The 15,182-nt window shown below is 41.3% G+C and carries 12 protein-coding genes; 9 read left to right on the top strand and 3 right to left on the bottom strand.

Going from position 1 to position 15,182, the window contains the following annotated elements:
- Positions 1–16 precede the first annotated feature (16 nt).
- A complete protein-coding gene (locus tag GJU39_RS06145; RefSeq protein WP_154279823.1) occupies positions 17–205 on the top strand; it encodes a hypothetical protein in 189 nt (62 codons plus the stop codon).
- Positions 177–1,448 carry a RagB/SusD family nutrient uptake outer membrane protein gene (locus tag GJU39_RS24180; RefSeq protein ID WP_154279822.1) on the top strand — a complete coding sequence of 424 codons (1,272 nt, stop codon included), beginning with the start codon at positions 177–179 and terminating at the stop codon, positions 1,446–1,448. The genes GJU39_RS06145 and GJU39_RS24180 overlap by 29 nt, the downstream gene beginning before the upstream one ends.
- Before the next feature lie 231 nt (positions 1,449–1,679).
- On the opposite strand, the gene GJU39_RS06135 is transcribed toward GJU39_RS24180, so the two are convergent.
- Entirely contained in the window at positions 1,680–2,261 is a 582-nt protein-coding gene (locus GJU39_RS06135; protein WP_154279821.1) for a hypothetical protein, read from the bottom strand.
- A gap of 244 nt (positions 2,262–2,505) precedes the next feature.
- Here GJU39_RS06135 and GJU39_RS06130 point away from each other — a divergent pair, with 244 nt between their 5' ends.
- From GJU39_RS06130 to GJU39_RS06110, 5 genes are all read left to right on the top strand, one after another.
- A complete protein-coding gene (locus GJU39_RS06130; RefSeq protein ID WP_154279820.1) occupies positions 2,506–3,063 on the top strand; it encodes an RNA polymerase sigma factor in 558 nt (185 codons plus the stop codon).
- Positions 3,064–3,131: 68 nt separating this feature from the next.
- Complete coding sequence (locus GJU39_RS06125) at positions 3,132–4,076, top strand: FecR family protein (RefSeq protein WP_154279819.1); 945 nt, start codon at positions 3,132–3,134, stop codon at positions 4,074–4,076.
- Between the two features lie 133 nt (positions 4,077–4,209).
- Entirely contained in the window at positions 4,210–7,512 is a 3,303-nt protein-coding gene (locus GJU39_RS06120; protein WP_154279818.1) for a SusC/RagA family TonB-linked outer membrane protein, read from the top strand.
- Positions 7,513–7,523: 11 nt separating this feature from the next.
- The gene (locus tag GJU39_RS06115; RefSeq protein ID WP_154279817.1) at positions 7,524–9,044 is read left to right on the top strand and encodes a RagB/SusD family nutrient uptake outer membrane protein; all 1,521 of its coding nucleotides are present in this window, start codon (positions 7,524–7,526) and stop codon (positions 9,042–9,044) included.
- Positions 9,038–10,891 (top strand): alkaline phosphatase, encoded by a 1,854-nt coding sequence (locus GJU39_RS06110; RefSeq protein ID WP_154279816.1) that lies wholly within the window; start codon positions 9,038–9,040, stop codon positions 10,889–10,891. Before GJU39_RS06115 ends, GJU39_RS06110 begins: the two co-directional genes overlap by 7 nt.
- Before the next feature lie 247 nt (positions 10,892–11,138).
- Here the strand turns inward: GJU39_RS06110 and GJU39_RS06105 are convergent, their stop codons facing one another.
- Both GJU39_RS06105 and GJU39_RS06100 read right to left on the bottom strand, forming a co-directional pair.
- Complete coding sequence (locus GJU39_RS06105; protein WP_209437591.1) at positions 11,139–11,375, bottom strand: hypothetical protein; 237 nt, start codon at positions 11,373–11,375, stop codon at positions 11,139–11,141.
- Positions 11,376–11,491: 116 nt separating this feature from the next.
- A complete protein-coding gene (locus GJU39_RS06100; RefSeq protein ID WP_154279814.1) occupies positions 11,492–11,980 on the bottom strand; it encodes an ankyrin repeat domain-containing protein in 489 nt (162 codons plus the stop codon).
- 320 nt (positions 11,981–12,300) lie between these two features.
- Here GJU39_RS06100 and GJU39_RS06095 point away from each other — a divergent pair, with 320 nt between their 5' ends.
- A complete protein-coding gene (locus tag GJU39_RS06095; RefSeq protein WP_154279813.1) occupies positions 12,301–12,855 on the top strand; it encodes a YciE/YciF ferroxidase family protein in 555 nt (184 codons plus the stop codon).
- 11 nt (positions 12,856–12,866) lie between these two features.
- Positions 12,867–15,056 (top strand): catalase, encoded by a 2,190-nt coding sequence (locus GJU39_RS06090; RefSeq protein WP_154279812.1) that lies wholly within the window; start codon positions 12,867–12,869, stop codon positions 15,054–15,056.
- The last annotated feature ends 126 nt before the right edge of the window (positions 15,057–15,182 follow it).

The following is a 15,182-nucleotide window of genomic DNA, read 5'->3' as shown; positions in this document are numbered from 1 at the left end:
TTAACACTGAAAAATCATGAAAACTAAAAACATCATTATATGCGGTATCTCTATGCTTATTTTAAGCGTAGCTGCTACCTCTTGTAAAAAATCTTTTGTAGAATTAACACCAAAAGGCATTATTCCGGTAAATACCTTTTATAATACGGAAATTGATATCCGCTCTGCTTTAACAGGTGCTTATAGCAGTCTTCGCCCAATATAACGAGCAATATGGTTTTGGCGAGCTTCCTTCTGATAACAGCCAGACTTATGGTGAAAGTGAAGTGTTGTATGGCGAGCAGGATAAACTCACCTGGACACCTGCTTCTACCAATTTACAAAATGCCTGGGGAAGATTTTATGCCACTATTGCGTACGCTAACATTGTACTCGATCATGTAAATACACCAGCAATGACCACTGCAAACCGCAATGGTTACATTGGTCAGGCTAAATTTTTAAGGGCTTTAATGTATTTCAACCTGGTAAGAATGTTCGGTGGTGTGCCACTGGTATTAAATGAAATTACTTCCGAAACACAGGCTTATACTTACAACAGGGAAACGGCTACCGCTGTTTATACACAGATTGAAAAGGATTTAACTGAGGCAGCTGCTGTTTTACCGGTAAGTTATACCGGAACGGATATTGGTCGTGCAACAAGTATTGCAGCCAATGCACTTTTGGGTAAGGTTTACATGTTCCAAAATAAATTTACCGAGGCGGAAAATATTTTAGCAACAGTATCGGCCACGGCTGGCACATTATTGCCTTACGATCAGGTCTTCGGCTTAGGTAAGGATAATAACAGAGATATTATCTTCTCCGTTCAATACCTGGGCGGTGGCTTTGGTGAAGGCAATACTTTTGCCCGTAGTTTTGTTCCGCAACCATCGGGTACCACCATTACTGCAGTAACCGGAAACAGCAACAACAGCGGTACTCCTGATCTTTTTGGTTCTTTTGAAGCGGGGGATAATCGTTTAAACACGGCCATCGGTGTTTACCGCTCAGGCACTTTGGTGTATTATTATGCGAAAAAATTTATTTACCAGAGCGTTGCCGCAAACAGCGAAGGAGATAATGACTGGCCGGTTTTACGTTATGCAGATGTTGTATTGTTGTATGCTGAAGCACTTAACGAAAATGGCAAAACTGCCCAGGCGCTAACACAATTGAACCTGATTAGAACCCGGTCTAACCTGGATGCAAAATCCGGTTTATCTCAGGCTGATGCCAGAACAACGATTCGTCATGAAAGACGGATTGAATTGTGTTTTGAGGGTGAAAGGTGGTTTGACCTCATTAGGTGGGGTAACTTTGTGCAGGTGATGCAGGCACATAAAACCAATTTTGTGCCCGCAAACGGATTAATTGGAAATGTAACGCCTAATTTAGCTTTGTATCCGATTCCAACGCGTGAAATTCAGCTTAATTCGAGGTTGACACAGAATCCGGGTTATTAATAGTAATTGGAGGGAAAAGGAAATGGATAACAGGAATAGGAAATAGAGAATTGACAGGGGGTGATAAAACTAAAGTTGATGTGGTCAAAAACCACTATCAAAAACGATCAACGATGGACGAACAACGACCAACTCACAACGATTCACTGTCAACGAAAAACGTATTCCCTCATTAACTAAAAAAAGCCGGTATCTTATCGATACCGGCTTTTTTTTAGCAATCCATAATAATTAACGGATATCGCTTTTTACTTTGTTAGCTGTTCTTTGACCTGGAAGATAGATCTGAAAACCGAAAGAAAGATTTAAGTTACTTTGAGTGGCTTCAGAGCCAAATCCAACTAAACCGTTGTATTTTAATAATGTTTCTAAACCGATGTTTGGCGTAATGAAATATGCAAAACCAGGACCAACGCTTAAGTTAAGGCCATTGGTGTTACCACCGCCTCTGCTTACATTAACACCACCAACACCAACAGTTGCCTCTGCAAAGAAACGTCCGTGGTTTAACACTTCAACATCTTTACCCATATAGTAACGGCCTAATGCACCAACTCCATAAGTTGTTGTGGTTGGCGCATTTTTAGTAGTTTGTAAACCAAAGTTTACGTATCCACCCAATGCAACGTTATCCTGAATAAACCATGCGGCTTTAGGCGTAATGTCTACACTGAAAACTTTCGGATCATCCAATCCTAAGTTGATATTAGTTAAGTTTCCACCAACCATCACATTGCCTTTTTGGATTTGCGCTTTTGCAACACCCATAAATAATGCTACTGAAAACAAGCTTGAGATAAAAATTTTTTTCATGATAAATGTTTTAAATTATAAGGTAAACTAACCGAAATAACTATCGATTTTAAAGCCAACATCTTTCATTGCATAATGTTTTAGCTTGTTTTACTTTTATTGATTATCAGTTATTTAGATTTATTTTTTCTCAATCAAGTGCTTTATTAAGGGTTGTTTTTAGTAATCTTGATGGCAGACTTTAAGATTTGTTAATACTGAGGGAATATTGAGGCGGTAGCTTTGCCACAGCAAACGAACAGCATTGAGCGAATTATTAATTGCTTCTTTAAAAAATGATAATGCCTTCGCAATGGAGCAAATATTCAATGCGCACTGGGAAAAGGTATTTGATTTAGCTTTCAAAAAACTCGGTGATGAGGCGCTCGCTCAGGATATCACACAGGAAATTTTCATCTCTTTATGGGAAAAACGGCAAAAGCTTGAACTAAAGGGCGATCTTTCGGGGTATTTATATGGCGCAGTAAAATACCGGATAGTGGATTACTACAGATCGAATGCCGTTAAAGAGGTTCATCGTCATGAATTTGCGATCCTGATGAATCAGAAACGGATGAATACTGCAGATGAAAACTTAATTCTTCAGGATACTGCCCGGGAAGTGGAAGCAGCTATGCAACGTTTACCGGAGCGGATGCGCCTTGTGATCTCGATGAGTAGAGAACAGGATAAAACGGTGAAAGAAATTGCCGGTGAATTGGATGTTTCTGTACAAACCGTTAAAAATCAGATTACTGCCGCGATGAAATTACTACGGGAAAACCTGTCATACATCATCATTATAGCACTCCTGTGTTGTTAACCGAAACTTAACGTACTGGTAACATCTTTCGCTAGTACCCTTTCCTTTTGGAAACGACGTGTATACAAATGAGCGAAGAAAAGGCAAAACAGTTGCTGGAAAAATATGCCAATGGGGAGGCAAGTCCTGAGGAATGTAGTGTTGTCGAAAACTGGTATCTAAATCTGGATGCAGACCCAAAAGTCATTCCGGCAAAGCAAAAGGTTTTTATCCGCGAAGCGATGCTTCAGGACATTAAAAAGGCAGTTGCCAATCAAACGGTAAGGAAACTTTATCTTATTTCCAAAGGGATAAAAATTGCGGCAACGATTCTTGTGGTGGCTGCTGTTTCTTTCTCCATCTGGAAATTGAATGGTCAATCCAAAAATGCTGCTGAACAAATTACCACATCAACCCATGCCGGGGAGCGGAAGAAAATTATCCTGAGTGATGGCTCGGAAATTACCCTGGCACCTTTGGCCAAAATCATTTATCCGGCGAAGTTTAATTCTCATTCCCGCGAAATTTCGCTGATTGAAGGTGAAGCTTTTTTCTCCATTGCCCATGAAGAAAAAAGAACTTTTCAGGTAAAGTTACCATCTCAGTTAAAAGTAACCGTTTTAGGTACTTCATTTCTCATCCGTGCTTATCGCGCTAACGCCCATGTAGAGGTTGCCGTTTCAACAGGTAAAGTAGCCATTCGGAATAAATCTATCCTGCTGGGAACATTAGTAAAAAATCAAAAGCTTCAGTTTAATAAAGTGACAGGGAAATCTATCCTGAAAGTGATTCAGCATACCCGTCCTGTGAAAATTCAATTTGCCGGTGCAACGCTGCAACAGGTGATCCAGCGGATGGAATATACTTACAATATTAAAATATTGCTAAATGATAAAGCAATCGCAGACTTAAAAACAACAGCAACATTTAACAGTGAACAGCGGCCAGAAGAAATTCTCGACCTGATCTGCAGTCTTCATCACCTGAAGTTCGGTTCGGATCAAAACCACCAAACATTTAAAATATACAAATAATGAATAATTAGATCATTCCATTACCTGTCCGACTTTATTTTGAAGGACAGTGCACAACAATTTTTAATTCATCCAAGCAAATCAAACAATGAAAACAACCTCACCCAAGAGGACCTTATCTCTTTATCGGATCATGAAATATTCATGTTTAACATTTTCAATTCTCTGCATTTTCTGCAGTTCACTTTTGGCATCGCCCGGCATGGCCCAGCGGTTAGAAAAAAGTAAGGTTAATATTAAAATAAGCAAAGGCCGTAAACTCAGCGAAATTGTTCGTGAAATTGAAAGCATATCTGGTTTAAGTTTTGTTTACAATCCAGATCTTTTGCAAAGCACCAACACACAGTTAAGCGGAAGTTTTCAGATGGAACCTGTACGTTCCCTGCTGGATAAACTTGGTCTTCGCGTAGAAGAAAAAGGGAACTATGTTATTTTAAATAATGCAACCTTTAATAAGCCCGATCGGATAGTGACAGGTGTGGTAAAAGACTCTACTGGTTTGGTATTACCCGGCGTATCGGTGAAGGTACTTGGCACCCAAAGCGGAACCACTACCGATTCAAATGGAGCTTACCGCATTGAAGTTGGTGCGCAAACCGTTCTTTCCTTCTCTATGATTGGTTACCGAACCAAAGAGGTAACCGTTGGCGATAATCAATCGATCAATGTAACCTTAAGCGAAGAAAGATCCACATTGGCCGATGTAGTGGTGGTGGGTTATGGCACACAGAAAAAGGAAACGCTAACAGGCGCGGTGAGTTTGGTTTCTTTGGATAAACTTTCTTCCAGATCGGTTAACAGTGTTGGCGAAGTGCTGGCAGGAAAATCTCCTGGTGTGATTGTAACCAATGAAGGTGGCGACCCAACGTCGACGCCGCGGATTAACATCAGGGGTGCAGGCGGAATTAACGGCGAAAGTGTACTTTACGTAATTGATGGTTCGATTTTCTTAGGTACACCACAGCTTAATCCGAACGACATTGAATCTATTTCGGTGTTAAAAGATGCTTCGGCCGCTATTTATGGCGCACGTGCATCTGGCGGTGTGGTTTTAATCACCACTAAGAAAGGCAAAAAAGGTAAAATGCAGATCAGCTTCGATGCCAAGGTTGGACAGCAAAGTGCGTGGAAAAAATTAGAGACTTTAAATGCTGAACAACGGGCACAAGTAGCCGCAACTGCTGCCAAAAACGGTGGAACAACTATTTTACCTGCTTTCGATCTTAGCAAGTATCCAGATGGACAAACCACCAGAACCAACTGGATGGATGAGGTTTTCAGAGATGCATTGCTTCAGGATTATAATGCGGCCATTAACGGGGGAGGAGAGAAATCTAATTTCTATTTAAGTTTCAACTACCGCGATGCCGAAGGGATTGTGTTGAACACTAAAAGCAAGCGGTATAATTTCAGAATCAATTCTGAACATGAACTTACGCCCTGGTTAAAAGTTGGTGAAAATCTATCCTACAGCAGTACCAATGGAAATGGTGCCAATACCAGCAGCGATTATACAGGAGCACTTTTATCAGCAGTTTATTATCCTAGAAACGGTACGCCTTATAATGCTGACGGCAGTTTCGCAGGTTTACCTGGCGGGCAATATGCAGGTGATTATGGCGATATCGTAAATCCTGTTGCAGAATTAAAACGGATGGATATCAATAACCCGGTGAATGTTTTGGTGGTGAACCCTTATGCTACCTTACAGCTGGCAAAGGGATTAAGTTTCCGTTCTAATCTAAGCATCACTAAATCGGACTCACAGTTCAAAAGTTTTGTTCCGAAACGCCCTGAAGTGGGTAAACCAGTGCTGAGCAATAGTTTGGTAGAAAGGGCAGATGCTTCAACGGATCTCCTGGCAGAACAGGTGTTGAGCTATAAAACAACCATCGGCGTTCATCAGCTTGATTTTACTGGTGGCTATACTTTCCAGAAAACGAAAAGTAATGGTTTATATACCTCAGGGGCAGGTTTTGATGATGAGTCTGATCAGTACCGCTATTTAACCAATGCCACCATTATTCAGCCTTCTACCAGTTATTTTGATGCGAAAGCCATTTCATCGGTATTCTTAAGGGCAAATTATAATTACAAAGAAAAATACCTGTTATCATTTATAGGCAGACGAGACGGTTCTTCTATGCTCGCCAAAGAAAACAGATTTAGAAACTATGGTTCTGTTTCTGCAGGCTGGGCAATTAATAAGGAAGAATTTCTAAACTCAGCTACCTGGTTAAATGAGTTGAAATTAAGAGGTAGTTACGGGATTCTGGGCAACCTGGGCAGTTTGTCTGCCTCTGCTGTAAATCCTTTGCTTACCGCTACGCAAAGTTATTTCGGGCAAACGCCAACGTTACAAAATGGTTATATCCAAACCATTTTGGCCAATAGAAACTTAACCTGGGCAGAAAGTAAACAAACGAATATTGGTTTAGACGTTACAGTGCTTGATCGTTTGAGTTTAGTGGCCGATTATTTTATTAAGGAAACGGATAAAATGATCCTTACCAGATCACTTCCGGGTACGGCAGGATTAAATGCCCAAACCATTAATGCAGGTTTAGTGAAAGATAAAGGGATTGAGCTGGGCTTAACTTATAACAGCGCAAAAAGTACGGCGTTTACCTATTCGGTGAATGCAACGCTTACCAAATTAAATAACAAAGTAGAAGAATTGGCTCCTGGTTTAAGCAATATTGCCGTTGGAACAAATTTCAGAAACGAGCTGGCGCCACTGGCAATAACAGTAGGTCAGCCTTTGTATAGCTATTTTGTGTTAAAAACAGATGGCATCTTCCAAAGCCAGGCCGAAGCGGATAATTATAAAAATGCAGCCGGCACAAAAATTCAGCCAAATGCAAAAGCCGGAGATTTTAAATTTGCAGACCTTAACGGGGACGGATCGATCGATAGCAAAGACCGTTATTTTGCCGGAAGTGCCTATCCGGATTTCTCTTATGGATTAAGCTTTAACGCCAACTATAAAAACTTCGATTTCAACATTTTTGCGCAAGGTGTGCAGGGAAATAAACTTTTCAATGCTGTAAAAAGAACTACTTATAGCGCCAGCGGACCATCTTACAATAAGCTGGTTGGCATTTTAGATGCTTGGTCACCAGAAAATCCGGGTGGAAAAGTGCCAGCCCTATCTACCAGTGATTTAAATGGAAACTTCAATGCTTCCGATTTCTATATTGAAGACGGTTCTTATCTGCGCATTCGCAACGTAACCTTAGGCTATAGTTTGCCACAATCACTTACTAAAAAGTTAAAAACTGGTGCAGTAAGGGTTTATGCAACGGCTAATAACCTATTTACCATAACTGATTATTCTGGCTTCGATCCTGAAATTGGGATGGATAACAACGGTCTTGATGTTGGCCGTTACCCGCAGGCAAGAAGTTTCATCTTCGGTTTAAGCGTTAATCTTTAATCTACAACAAAATGAAAACGAATATAAAATACCTGGTGCTGGTTGCAATTACAGTTTTTGCATCATGTACCAAACAACTTGATATTACTCCGGAAGGTTCTCCATCGGCACAAAATTTCTGGAAAACAAAAGAAGATGCCATCAAAGCCGAAGCGGGAATGTATGAGAATTACAATTCAGAGGATTTCTACGGGCGCGGAATGTTCTGGTTCATTAATGCCAGCGATGATATGGTTACCGGAAGAAATAAACCGGAAGGCGATAACATCAAAAATTTTAACCGCAGTTATATTGGCGGTGGTTATACCGAAACGCAATGGAGCCTGCGTTATGCAATCATCAAAAGAGCGAACGATATTATTGCCAACGTGCCAGCCATTATGATGGATGATAATTTAAAAAAACAGATTATTGGCGATGCTTATTTCAATGCCGGTTTAGTGTATTTTCAACTGGCTTCAAATTATGGTAATGACAAGGCCGGTGTACCCATTGTAACGCCCGATGCCGATGCAGCTGTTGCCATACCAAGGGCGAAAAATGTAACCGAAAATTATGATTACATTATCTCTTTATTTTTAAAGGCTGCGGATAATTTACCGAATTTTTCTACCATGAAAGCCGCTGATTATGGCAAGGCACATAAAACGGCCGCCTGGGCATATTTATCTAAAGTTTATTTGTTTAAAAAGGATTATGCAAATGCGGCCAAATACGCAGATATGGTAATTGGTTCAGGTCAGCATGATTTGTTAACCAACTTTGCTGATGTATTTAAAGCATCCAATAATTGGTCTAAAGAATACATTTGGTCGGTAGTGTGTACGCCAAATGGTGGAGGAACCGGTTGGGGAAGCAAATTGCCAGGGGTGATGTTAACCAACAAAGCCTGGGGAATTTACAATGGCTGGGGATACTACCTGTCTACAAAAGAACTTTATGATTCTTTTGTAGCAGGAGATCAGCGTCGCGAGGTAACCATTTTAAAACCTGGAGATAAATTTACATTTTTTGGTGCTGAGCGTACATTTACTAAAGATGCCGGCGCAACTTCCAATTACCAGTTTAAAAAATATATGGAGCCGTTTACCTACGCCAATCCGATTCCTACACATGTTAATCCCAATGGTGATAACGGAACCACAGATTTAAATGTGCCGCTGATGCGTTTTGCTGAAGTACTTTTAATTAAGGCAGAAGCAGCAATTAATGTAAGCGGGCCCGGTGCTGGCGATACAGAACTGAATAGAATACGGGTGAGGGCAGGTTTAGCCCAAAAAACAGGAATGACCATTGATGACCTTAAACGCGAGCGCAGAAATGAGTTGGCAGGAGAGTGGGCAGATCGCCATCGCGATTTAGTGAGATGGGGAGATGCGCAGGCCACTTATGCCAAGCCGTTGCATGATTATGATGGTGCGGTAATCTGGCCGGCAAGAAACTTTAATCCCAGTATTCATGATGTATGGGCAGTTCCACAAAGAGAAATTGATAACAGTTCGGGCGTGATTAAACAAAATGCAGGATGGTAAACAAACATCAGTTCATTTGGATGTTATTGGTTGTTTTTGGCATTCATTCAGTTTCTGCGCAGCAGAAACTGAATGCCGGCAACGGCCATAGCCATAATGATTACAAACAGCAAATTCCACTTTTAGAGGCCTATTACTCAGGCCTGGGCGCCATAGAGGCTGATGTTTTCTACCGCAACGGCGAACTATTTGTGGCGCATGATAGTACCGAAATCAAATCTGGAAAAACATTAAAGAAGATTTATATCGATCCGCTTGTTGCTTTTTTTAAAGAAAATGGAAACAAGCCTTACGCCAATGCCTCGCAAAAACTACAACTGGTGATTGATATTAAGGAAGATTACAAAAATGTTCTGGCTACCTTAGTAAAACAGCTCGGGGGCTTGGCGTTAGTTTTCGATCAGGCGAAGAATCCATCAGCGATTAAAATTGTGGTAAGCGGTAATGTTCCTCCTGCAGGGGAGTTTAAAAATTATCCGCAGATGATCTTTTTCGATGGCAGACCGGGGAGAAATTATACGGAAGAACAGTTAAAGCATATCGGAATGATTAGCGATGATCTTTCTCATTATTCGGTTTGGAATGGAAAAGGTACACCAACTCCTCCAGATCTGGAGAAAATGAAAAATGTGATTGCAGAAGCACATAAAATGGGTAAGCCCTTTCGCTTCTGGGCCACAAAAGATAGTCCGAACAGTTGGAAAGAATTGGAGCAAATGGGAGTCGACTGGATTGGAACCGACCGCCCGAAGGCTTTAAGTGAATTCTATAAAGACAGGGCGAAATTGGAGTATGTGAATACTAAAAAATATGAGCCCTATCAACCAACTTATAAAAGTGATGGTTCACTAAAGCAGGTAAAAAACGTGATCTTGTTAATTGGAGATGGAATGGGACTTGCTCAAATTCAGGCGGGTTTGAGTGCTAATTTCGGTCAGTTGAATATGATCAATATCAGGCATATCGGCTTTTCCCGTACCGAAGCCTCGAATTCTGATTTTACAGATTCGGCGGCTGGCGCTACTGCGATGGCAACGGGGCAAAAAACCAATAACCGCTACATCAGTGTAGATGTTGATGGCAAACCTTTACCCTCAATTCCCGAAATTCTAGCACCGCTCGGCATTAAAAGCGGCATCATTACCAGCGGCGATATTACCGATGCTACGCCGGCAGCATTTTATGCCCATCAGATTGAAAGAACCCTTTCTCAGGAAATTGCTGCTGATTTTCAAAAGAGCCCGGTTGAGGTACTGGTGGGTTCCCGACGTAAAAGTTTCACCGAAAATAAGAATACCAACCTGATGCAGCAACTGAAAAGCAAGGGTTATCAACTTCAAAATGATCTGAAATCTTTTACGTCTGCCACTTCAGGAAAGCAACTGGTACTGCTGGAAGATTCGGTAACCAGAAGTATGTTGAAGGGCAGGGGCGAAATGCTTAAAACCTCGCTGTTGAAGAGTATCGATTTGCTAAATCAAAATAAAAAAGGCTTTTTTATCATGGCTGAGGGCGCACAAATAGATTACGGCGGCCATGCAAATGATCTTCCGTATGCGGTTACTGAATTGCATGATTTCGATCGCCTGGTTGGTGAGGCACTGCGCTTTGCAGATTTGGATGGAGAAACACTGGTGATTGTAACTGCAGATCATGAAACCGGCGGTCTCTCTTTACTCGATGCCTCTTATAAAAAAGGAACGGTGCGTGGAAACTTTAGTACAGACGATCATACCAATATTATGGTGCCCGTTTTTGCCTATGGCCCTGGTTCACAAAATTTTATGGGTGTTTACCCGAACACAGATTTATTTAAAAAAATGATGGCACTTTATAGCGTAAAATAAGCAGTAGGACTTTTCATAATTTAAAATGCCTTCGAAACGTGCCAGCGATCGGGGGCATTTCTGTACTTCAGAAACAGCGGATACGCTAACATTCTAATTTCAGAATCGAAACAAAACAAACGCTGGGAGTTACTGCTTAACACGGCAATAACATCTGGTTTTTCTATAAAAGAAGAAGGGCTTCGGTTTGTGGATGTTGAAGAGAGGAGTATAATAATATTTAGAGCAGATTAATCTGCTCTAAATATTAAAGGAGACCACTTATTCCGCTGCGTGGCGCAGGTACGGTGAGCATTCTGATCTCACCCTTTGGGTTTTGTAAAACCTGTCCAGCTTTTTGTCTGGACGGTAAATTTAAAATCGTTGCAGCAGTTCTGCTTCTCGATTTTAAATTTGTTTTGCGCTCGCTGTGAACCTTCAATTCAGGTTGTGCAACGTTTAAATAGCCTATGGATTGGTAATCCTTTTCTGCTAATCTTTCCATCTGTTCCATATAATCCTTGTTTACCTCTACAACATATATCACCAGCGGTTGGTTTGCAGAATTACAGGATTAAGTATTTTACCTGATTTCTACCGTATAACATGCAATTAAAGTACTTATTGTCTGGAAAATGCCGCATTTAATAATTCGAGTCCTGCTTCATTACCCTGCATCGCAGCCAGGTCTGCTGCCGTTTGCCCGCGTGCGTCGGTCATTTCGAAATTGGCACCAGCATCTAAAAGCAGTTGAAGCACATCGTTGCGGCCGAACATACTGGCAAACATTAAGGCAGTACCACCGTTTCCATGCTGAAGATCAAGTTGTGCACCTGCCTCAATCAGAAGTTTAGCAATTGCAGCATATCCTTTAAAGCTTACGCCCATCAGGGCCGTATTGCCCCCATAATCTGCTGCATTTATATCTGCACCGGCATCAAGTAACAATTTAGCAGCATCCAGCTGATTGTTATAGCATGCAATAATTAATGGGGTATACCCTTTTTCATCGCGGGCATTTACATCTGCTGCCCTGCGGATGAGTTCCTGCAAAACTGCTGTTTCACCTTTACGGGCTGCAGGTATCATCAGTTGGTCTATATTTTCCATGCAATCAAAACCTTTTTAAAGGCGTAAAGTTTGAACTTGATTTTTTACCGGATGAAGTTTCACACGGTAAAAATTCCACAGAGATGCGTTTTTCCTGCTTCCAGCGGGTTTATGGTTTATATCAGGTATATAAACGCTGGCAATTTTACGTATTAATACCTTTAAACTCTTAAAACCATTTGTACTTAATGAGGGTTGTAAGTAAGTCTGACATAGCCACAATGCGTTTTCTGATGGCATTATTAATGCTAAACCTGAAATCAAGAACGAAATTTTAGCCGCCCTGCCAGACAATTGATCAACATAAACAAAACATCACTATGAAAAAACAGGAAAGTGGTACTGAGCCAAAACTGAGTACAAAACCATCTACAACTTCATCTCCGGCACTTAACGAACTTTTTACGGATGGCATCCGCGATTTATATTGGGCTGAAAACCATCTGGTTAAAAACTTACCTAAAATGATCTCTGCGGCTACCGCACCTGCGCTTGTATCTGCCATTGAGTCCCATCTGGAAGAAACGAAAGTTCACGTATCCAGACTGGAACAAATATTTGAATTGCTTGGAGAAAAGGCTATTGCAAAAAAATGCGATGCCATGGAAGGAATTACCAAAGAAGGCGAAGGAATTGTAGAAGAAACAGAACCTGGTACAGCAACAAGAGATGTAGGGATTATTTTAGCCTCGCAAAAGGTAGAACATTATGAAATTGCATCATATGGCGGTTTAGTCCAGCTGGCTTCCACTTTAGGTTTAACAGATGTTGCTGCAATTCTGGAAAAAACACTTGCCGAAGAGAAGAGTGCAGATACGAAGCTTTCGGCCATTGCAGAAAAAGAAATTAATTATAAAGCCGCCGAAGAGGCGTAAGAAGAACTATAATGGCGAAGAAACCAGTAGATAAAAGTAAACCTCAACAGGTTGAAAACGATAAAACCAATAAACTGGAGGAATTTGTTGCCGATAGTACCGGGCAACGATTAACCACCAACCATGGTGTAAAAATCAGTGATGATCAAAATTCACTTACCGCAGGCGATCGTGGTGCAACTTTATTGGAAGATTTCATCTTAAGAGAAAAGATTACCCACTTCGATCATGAAAGAATCCCTGAACGCGTGGTACATGCAAGAGGATCTGGCGCTCATGGTGTTTTTAAAGTATACGAAGACATGTCTGACCTAACGCGGGCGGCATTTCTTTGTGATCCTGGAGCCGAAACTCCCGTTTTTGTGCGTTTTTCTACTGTAGCAGGGTCGAGAGGATCAACAGATCTTGCCAGAGATGTAAGGGGATTTGCTGTTAAATTTTATACACAGGAAGGTAATTTCGACCTTGTTGGAAATAACATGCCAGTCTTCTTTATTCAGGATGCGATTAAGTTTCCCGATTTGGTACACGCGGTGAAACCCGAACCGGATAATGAAATGCCACAAGCTGCCTCCGCCCATGATACATTCTGGGATTTTATTTCGCTGTTGCCTGAGTCTGCACACATGATTATGTGGACGATGAGCGACCGTGCTCTGCCAAGAAGCTACCGTATGATGGAAGGATTTGGTGTGCATACGTTCAGGTTTGTGAATGCCGCTGGTGTATCACATTTCGTAAAATTCCATTGGAAACCATTGCTTGGCGTGCATGCCGTGGCGTGGGATGAAGCACAGAATATTTCAGGGAAAGATCCGGATTTTCATAGAAGAGATCTTTGGGATGCCATCGAAGCCGGGGCTTTCCCGGAGTGGGAGCTGGGTGTACAGGTTGTTGCAGAAGAAGATGAATTTAAATTTGATTTCGACCTGTTGGATTCTACTAAAATAATTCCTGAAGAACTGGTTCCTGTGCAGCGCATTGGAAAAATGACGTTAAACCGGAATCCGGATAATTTCTTCGCAGAAACGGAGCAAGTGGCTTATCATATCGGTCATGTAGTGCCTGGGATTGATTTTACCAATGATCCATTATTGCAGGGAAGGCTTTTTTCTTATACCGATACGCAATTGATTAGGTTAGGTGGACCAAATTTCCATGAAATTCCAATTAACCGGCCAGTAATTTCGGTTCATAATAACCAGCGCGACGGTTATATGCGCCAAACCATTAACCGTGGAAAAACGAGCTATGGTCCAAATGGAATCGCTGCAAACGATCCACAGCAAACAAAAGCTGCAGATGGTGGCTTTACCAGCTATAATGAACGCATTGACGCCAGAAAAATCCGGGCCAGAAGTAAAAGTTTTTTCGATCACTTTTCTCAGGCAAGATTATTCTTAAACAGTCAGTCTGATCCTGAAAAAAATCACATCATTGATGCCCTGAGTTTCGAACTTGGTAAAGTGAAAATGGTGGAAATCAGGAAAAGGATGCTTGGCGTTTTGGCGCATATTGATAAAGGTTTAGCCGCTGCTGTTGCATACAATTTAGGCTTGCATGTACCTGAAATTCCGCTTAATGAATTGAATGGAAGTATTCCTGCGGATGCAGATCCGGCAGATTATACGCCAGAGCAAAAAGAAGGGGTATTAACCAAGTCGGAAGCCCTGAGTATGGCCAATACCATTAAAGATTCTATCGCTACCAGAAAAGTTGCCATTCTTGCAGCAGATGGGGTAGACGGAAAGTCGTTAAGCAAGGTAAAGGATACATTAGTTGCACAAGGTGCGGTAGTTCATATTATTGCGCCGAAACTGGGTCAAATTATTTCAGCAGAAGATCAGAAAATACAGGTTGATGAAAGCTTCCTGACAGCTGCCTCTGTACTATATGATGCAGTTTATGTGCCCGGCGGAACAAATAGCGCAGCGAGTTTGGAGGCGGAGGCTAATGCCGTTCACTTCTTAAACGAAGCTTTTAAACATTGTAAAGCAATTGCTGCCGATGCAGGAGCTATTCAGGTTTTGGAAGCAGGATATTTCTTCAAAAAGCTTCCTGCGGAATATTCAGCAGAAACGGTATTGCGTGAAGGGGTGATTGTTTCTGATGATCTCTCTTCTTTCACCGATCTGTTTGTTCAAATGATCGCACGCCATAGATTTTGGGAGCGTGAAGTTCCAAGAAAAATTCCGGCATAACAAGCCTGGTTTCAATAATACTCAAGACCGGGCTTTAGTCCGGTCTTTTTTATGTTTTAACATTTAATTTTATTCAAATTAAATTCATGTATTTCAGCTAAAGTCCGTTTAACTAATTCTATTTAC

It is taken from the genome of Pedobacter petrophilus, assembly GCF_009674725.1.
In the GTDB taxonomy this organism is placed as follows: Bacteria; Bacteroidota; Bacteroidia; order Sphingobacteriales; family Sphingobacteriaceae; genus Pedobacter; species Pedobacter petrophilus.
Note: the sequence above shows the minus strand (reverse complement) of the source record. Positions and strands in the feature narration are given on the sequence as shown.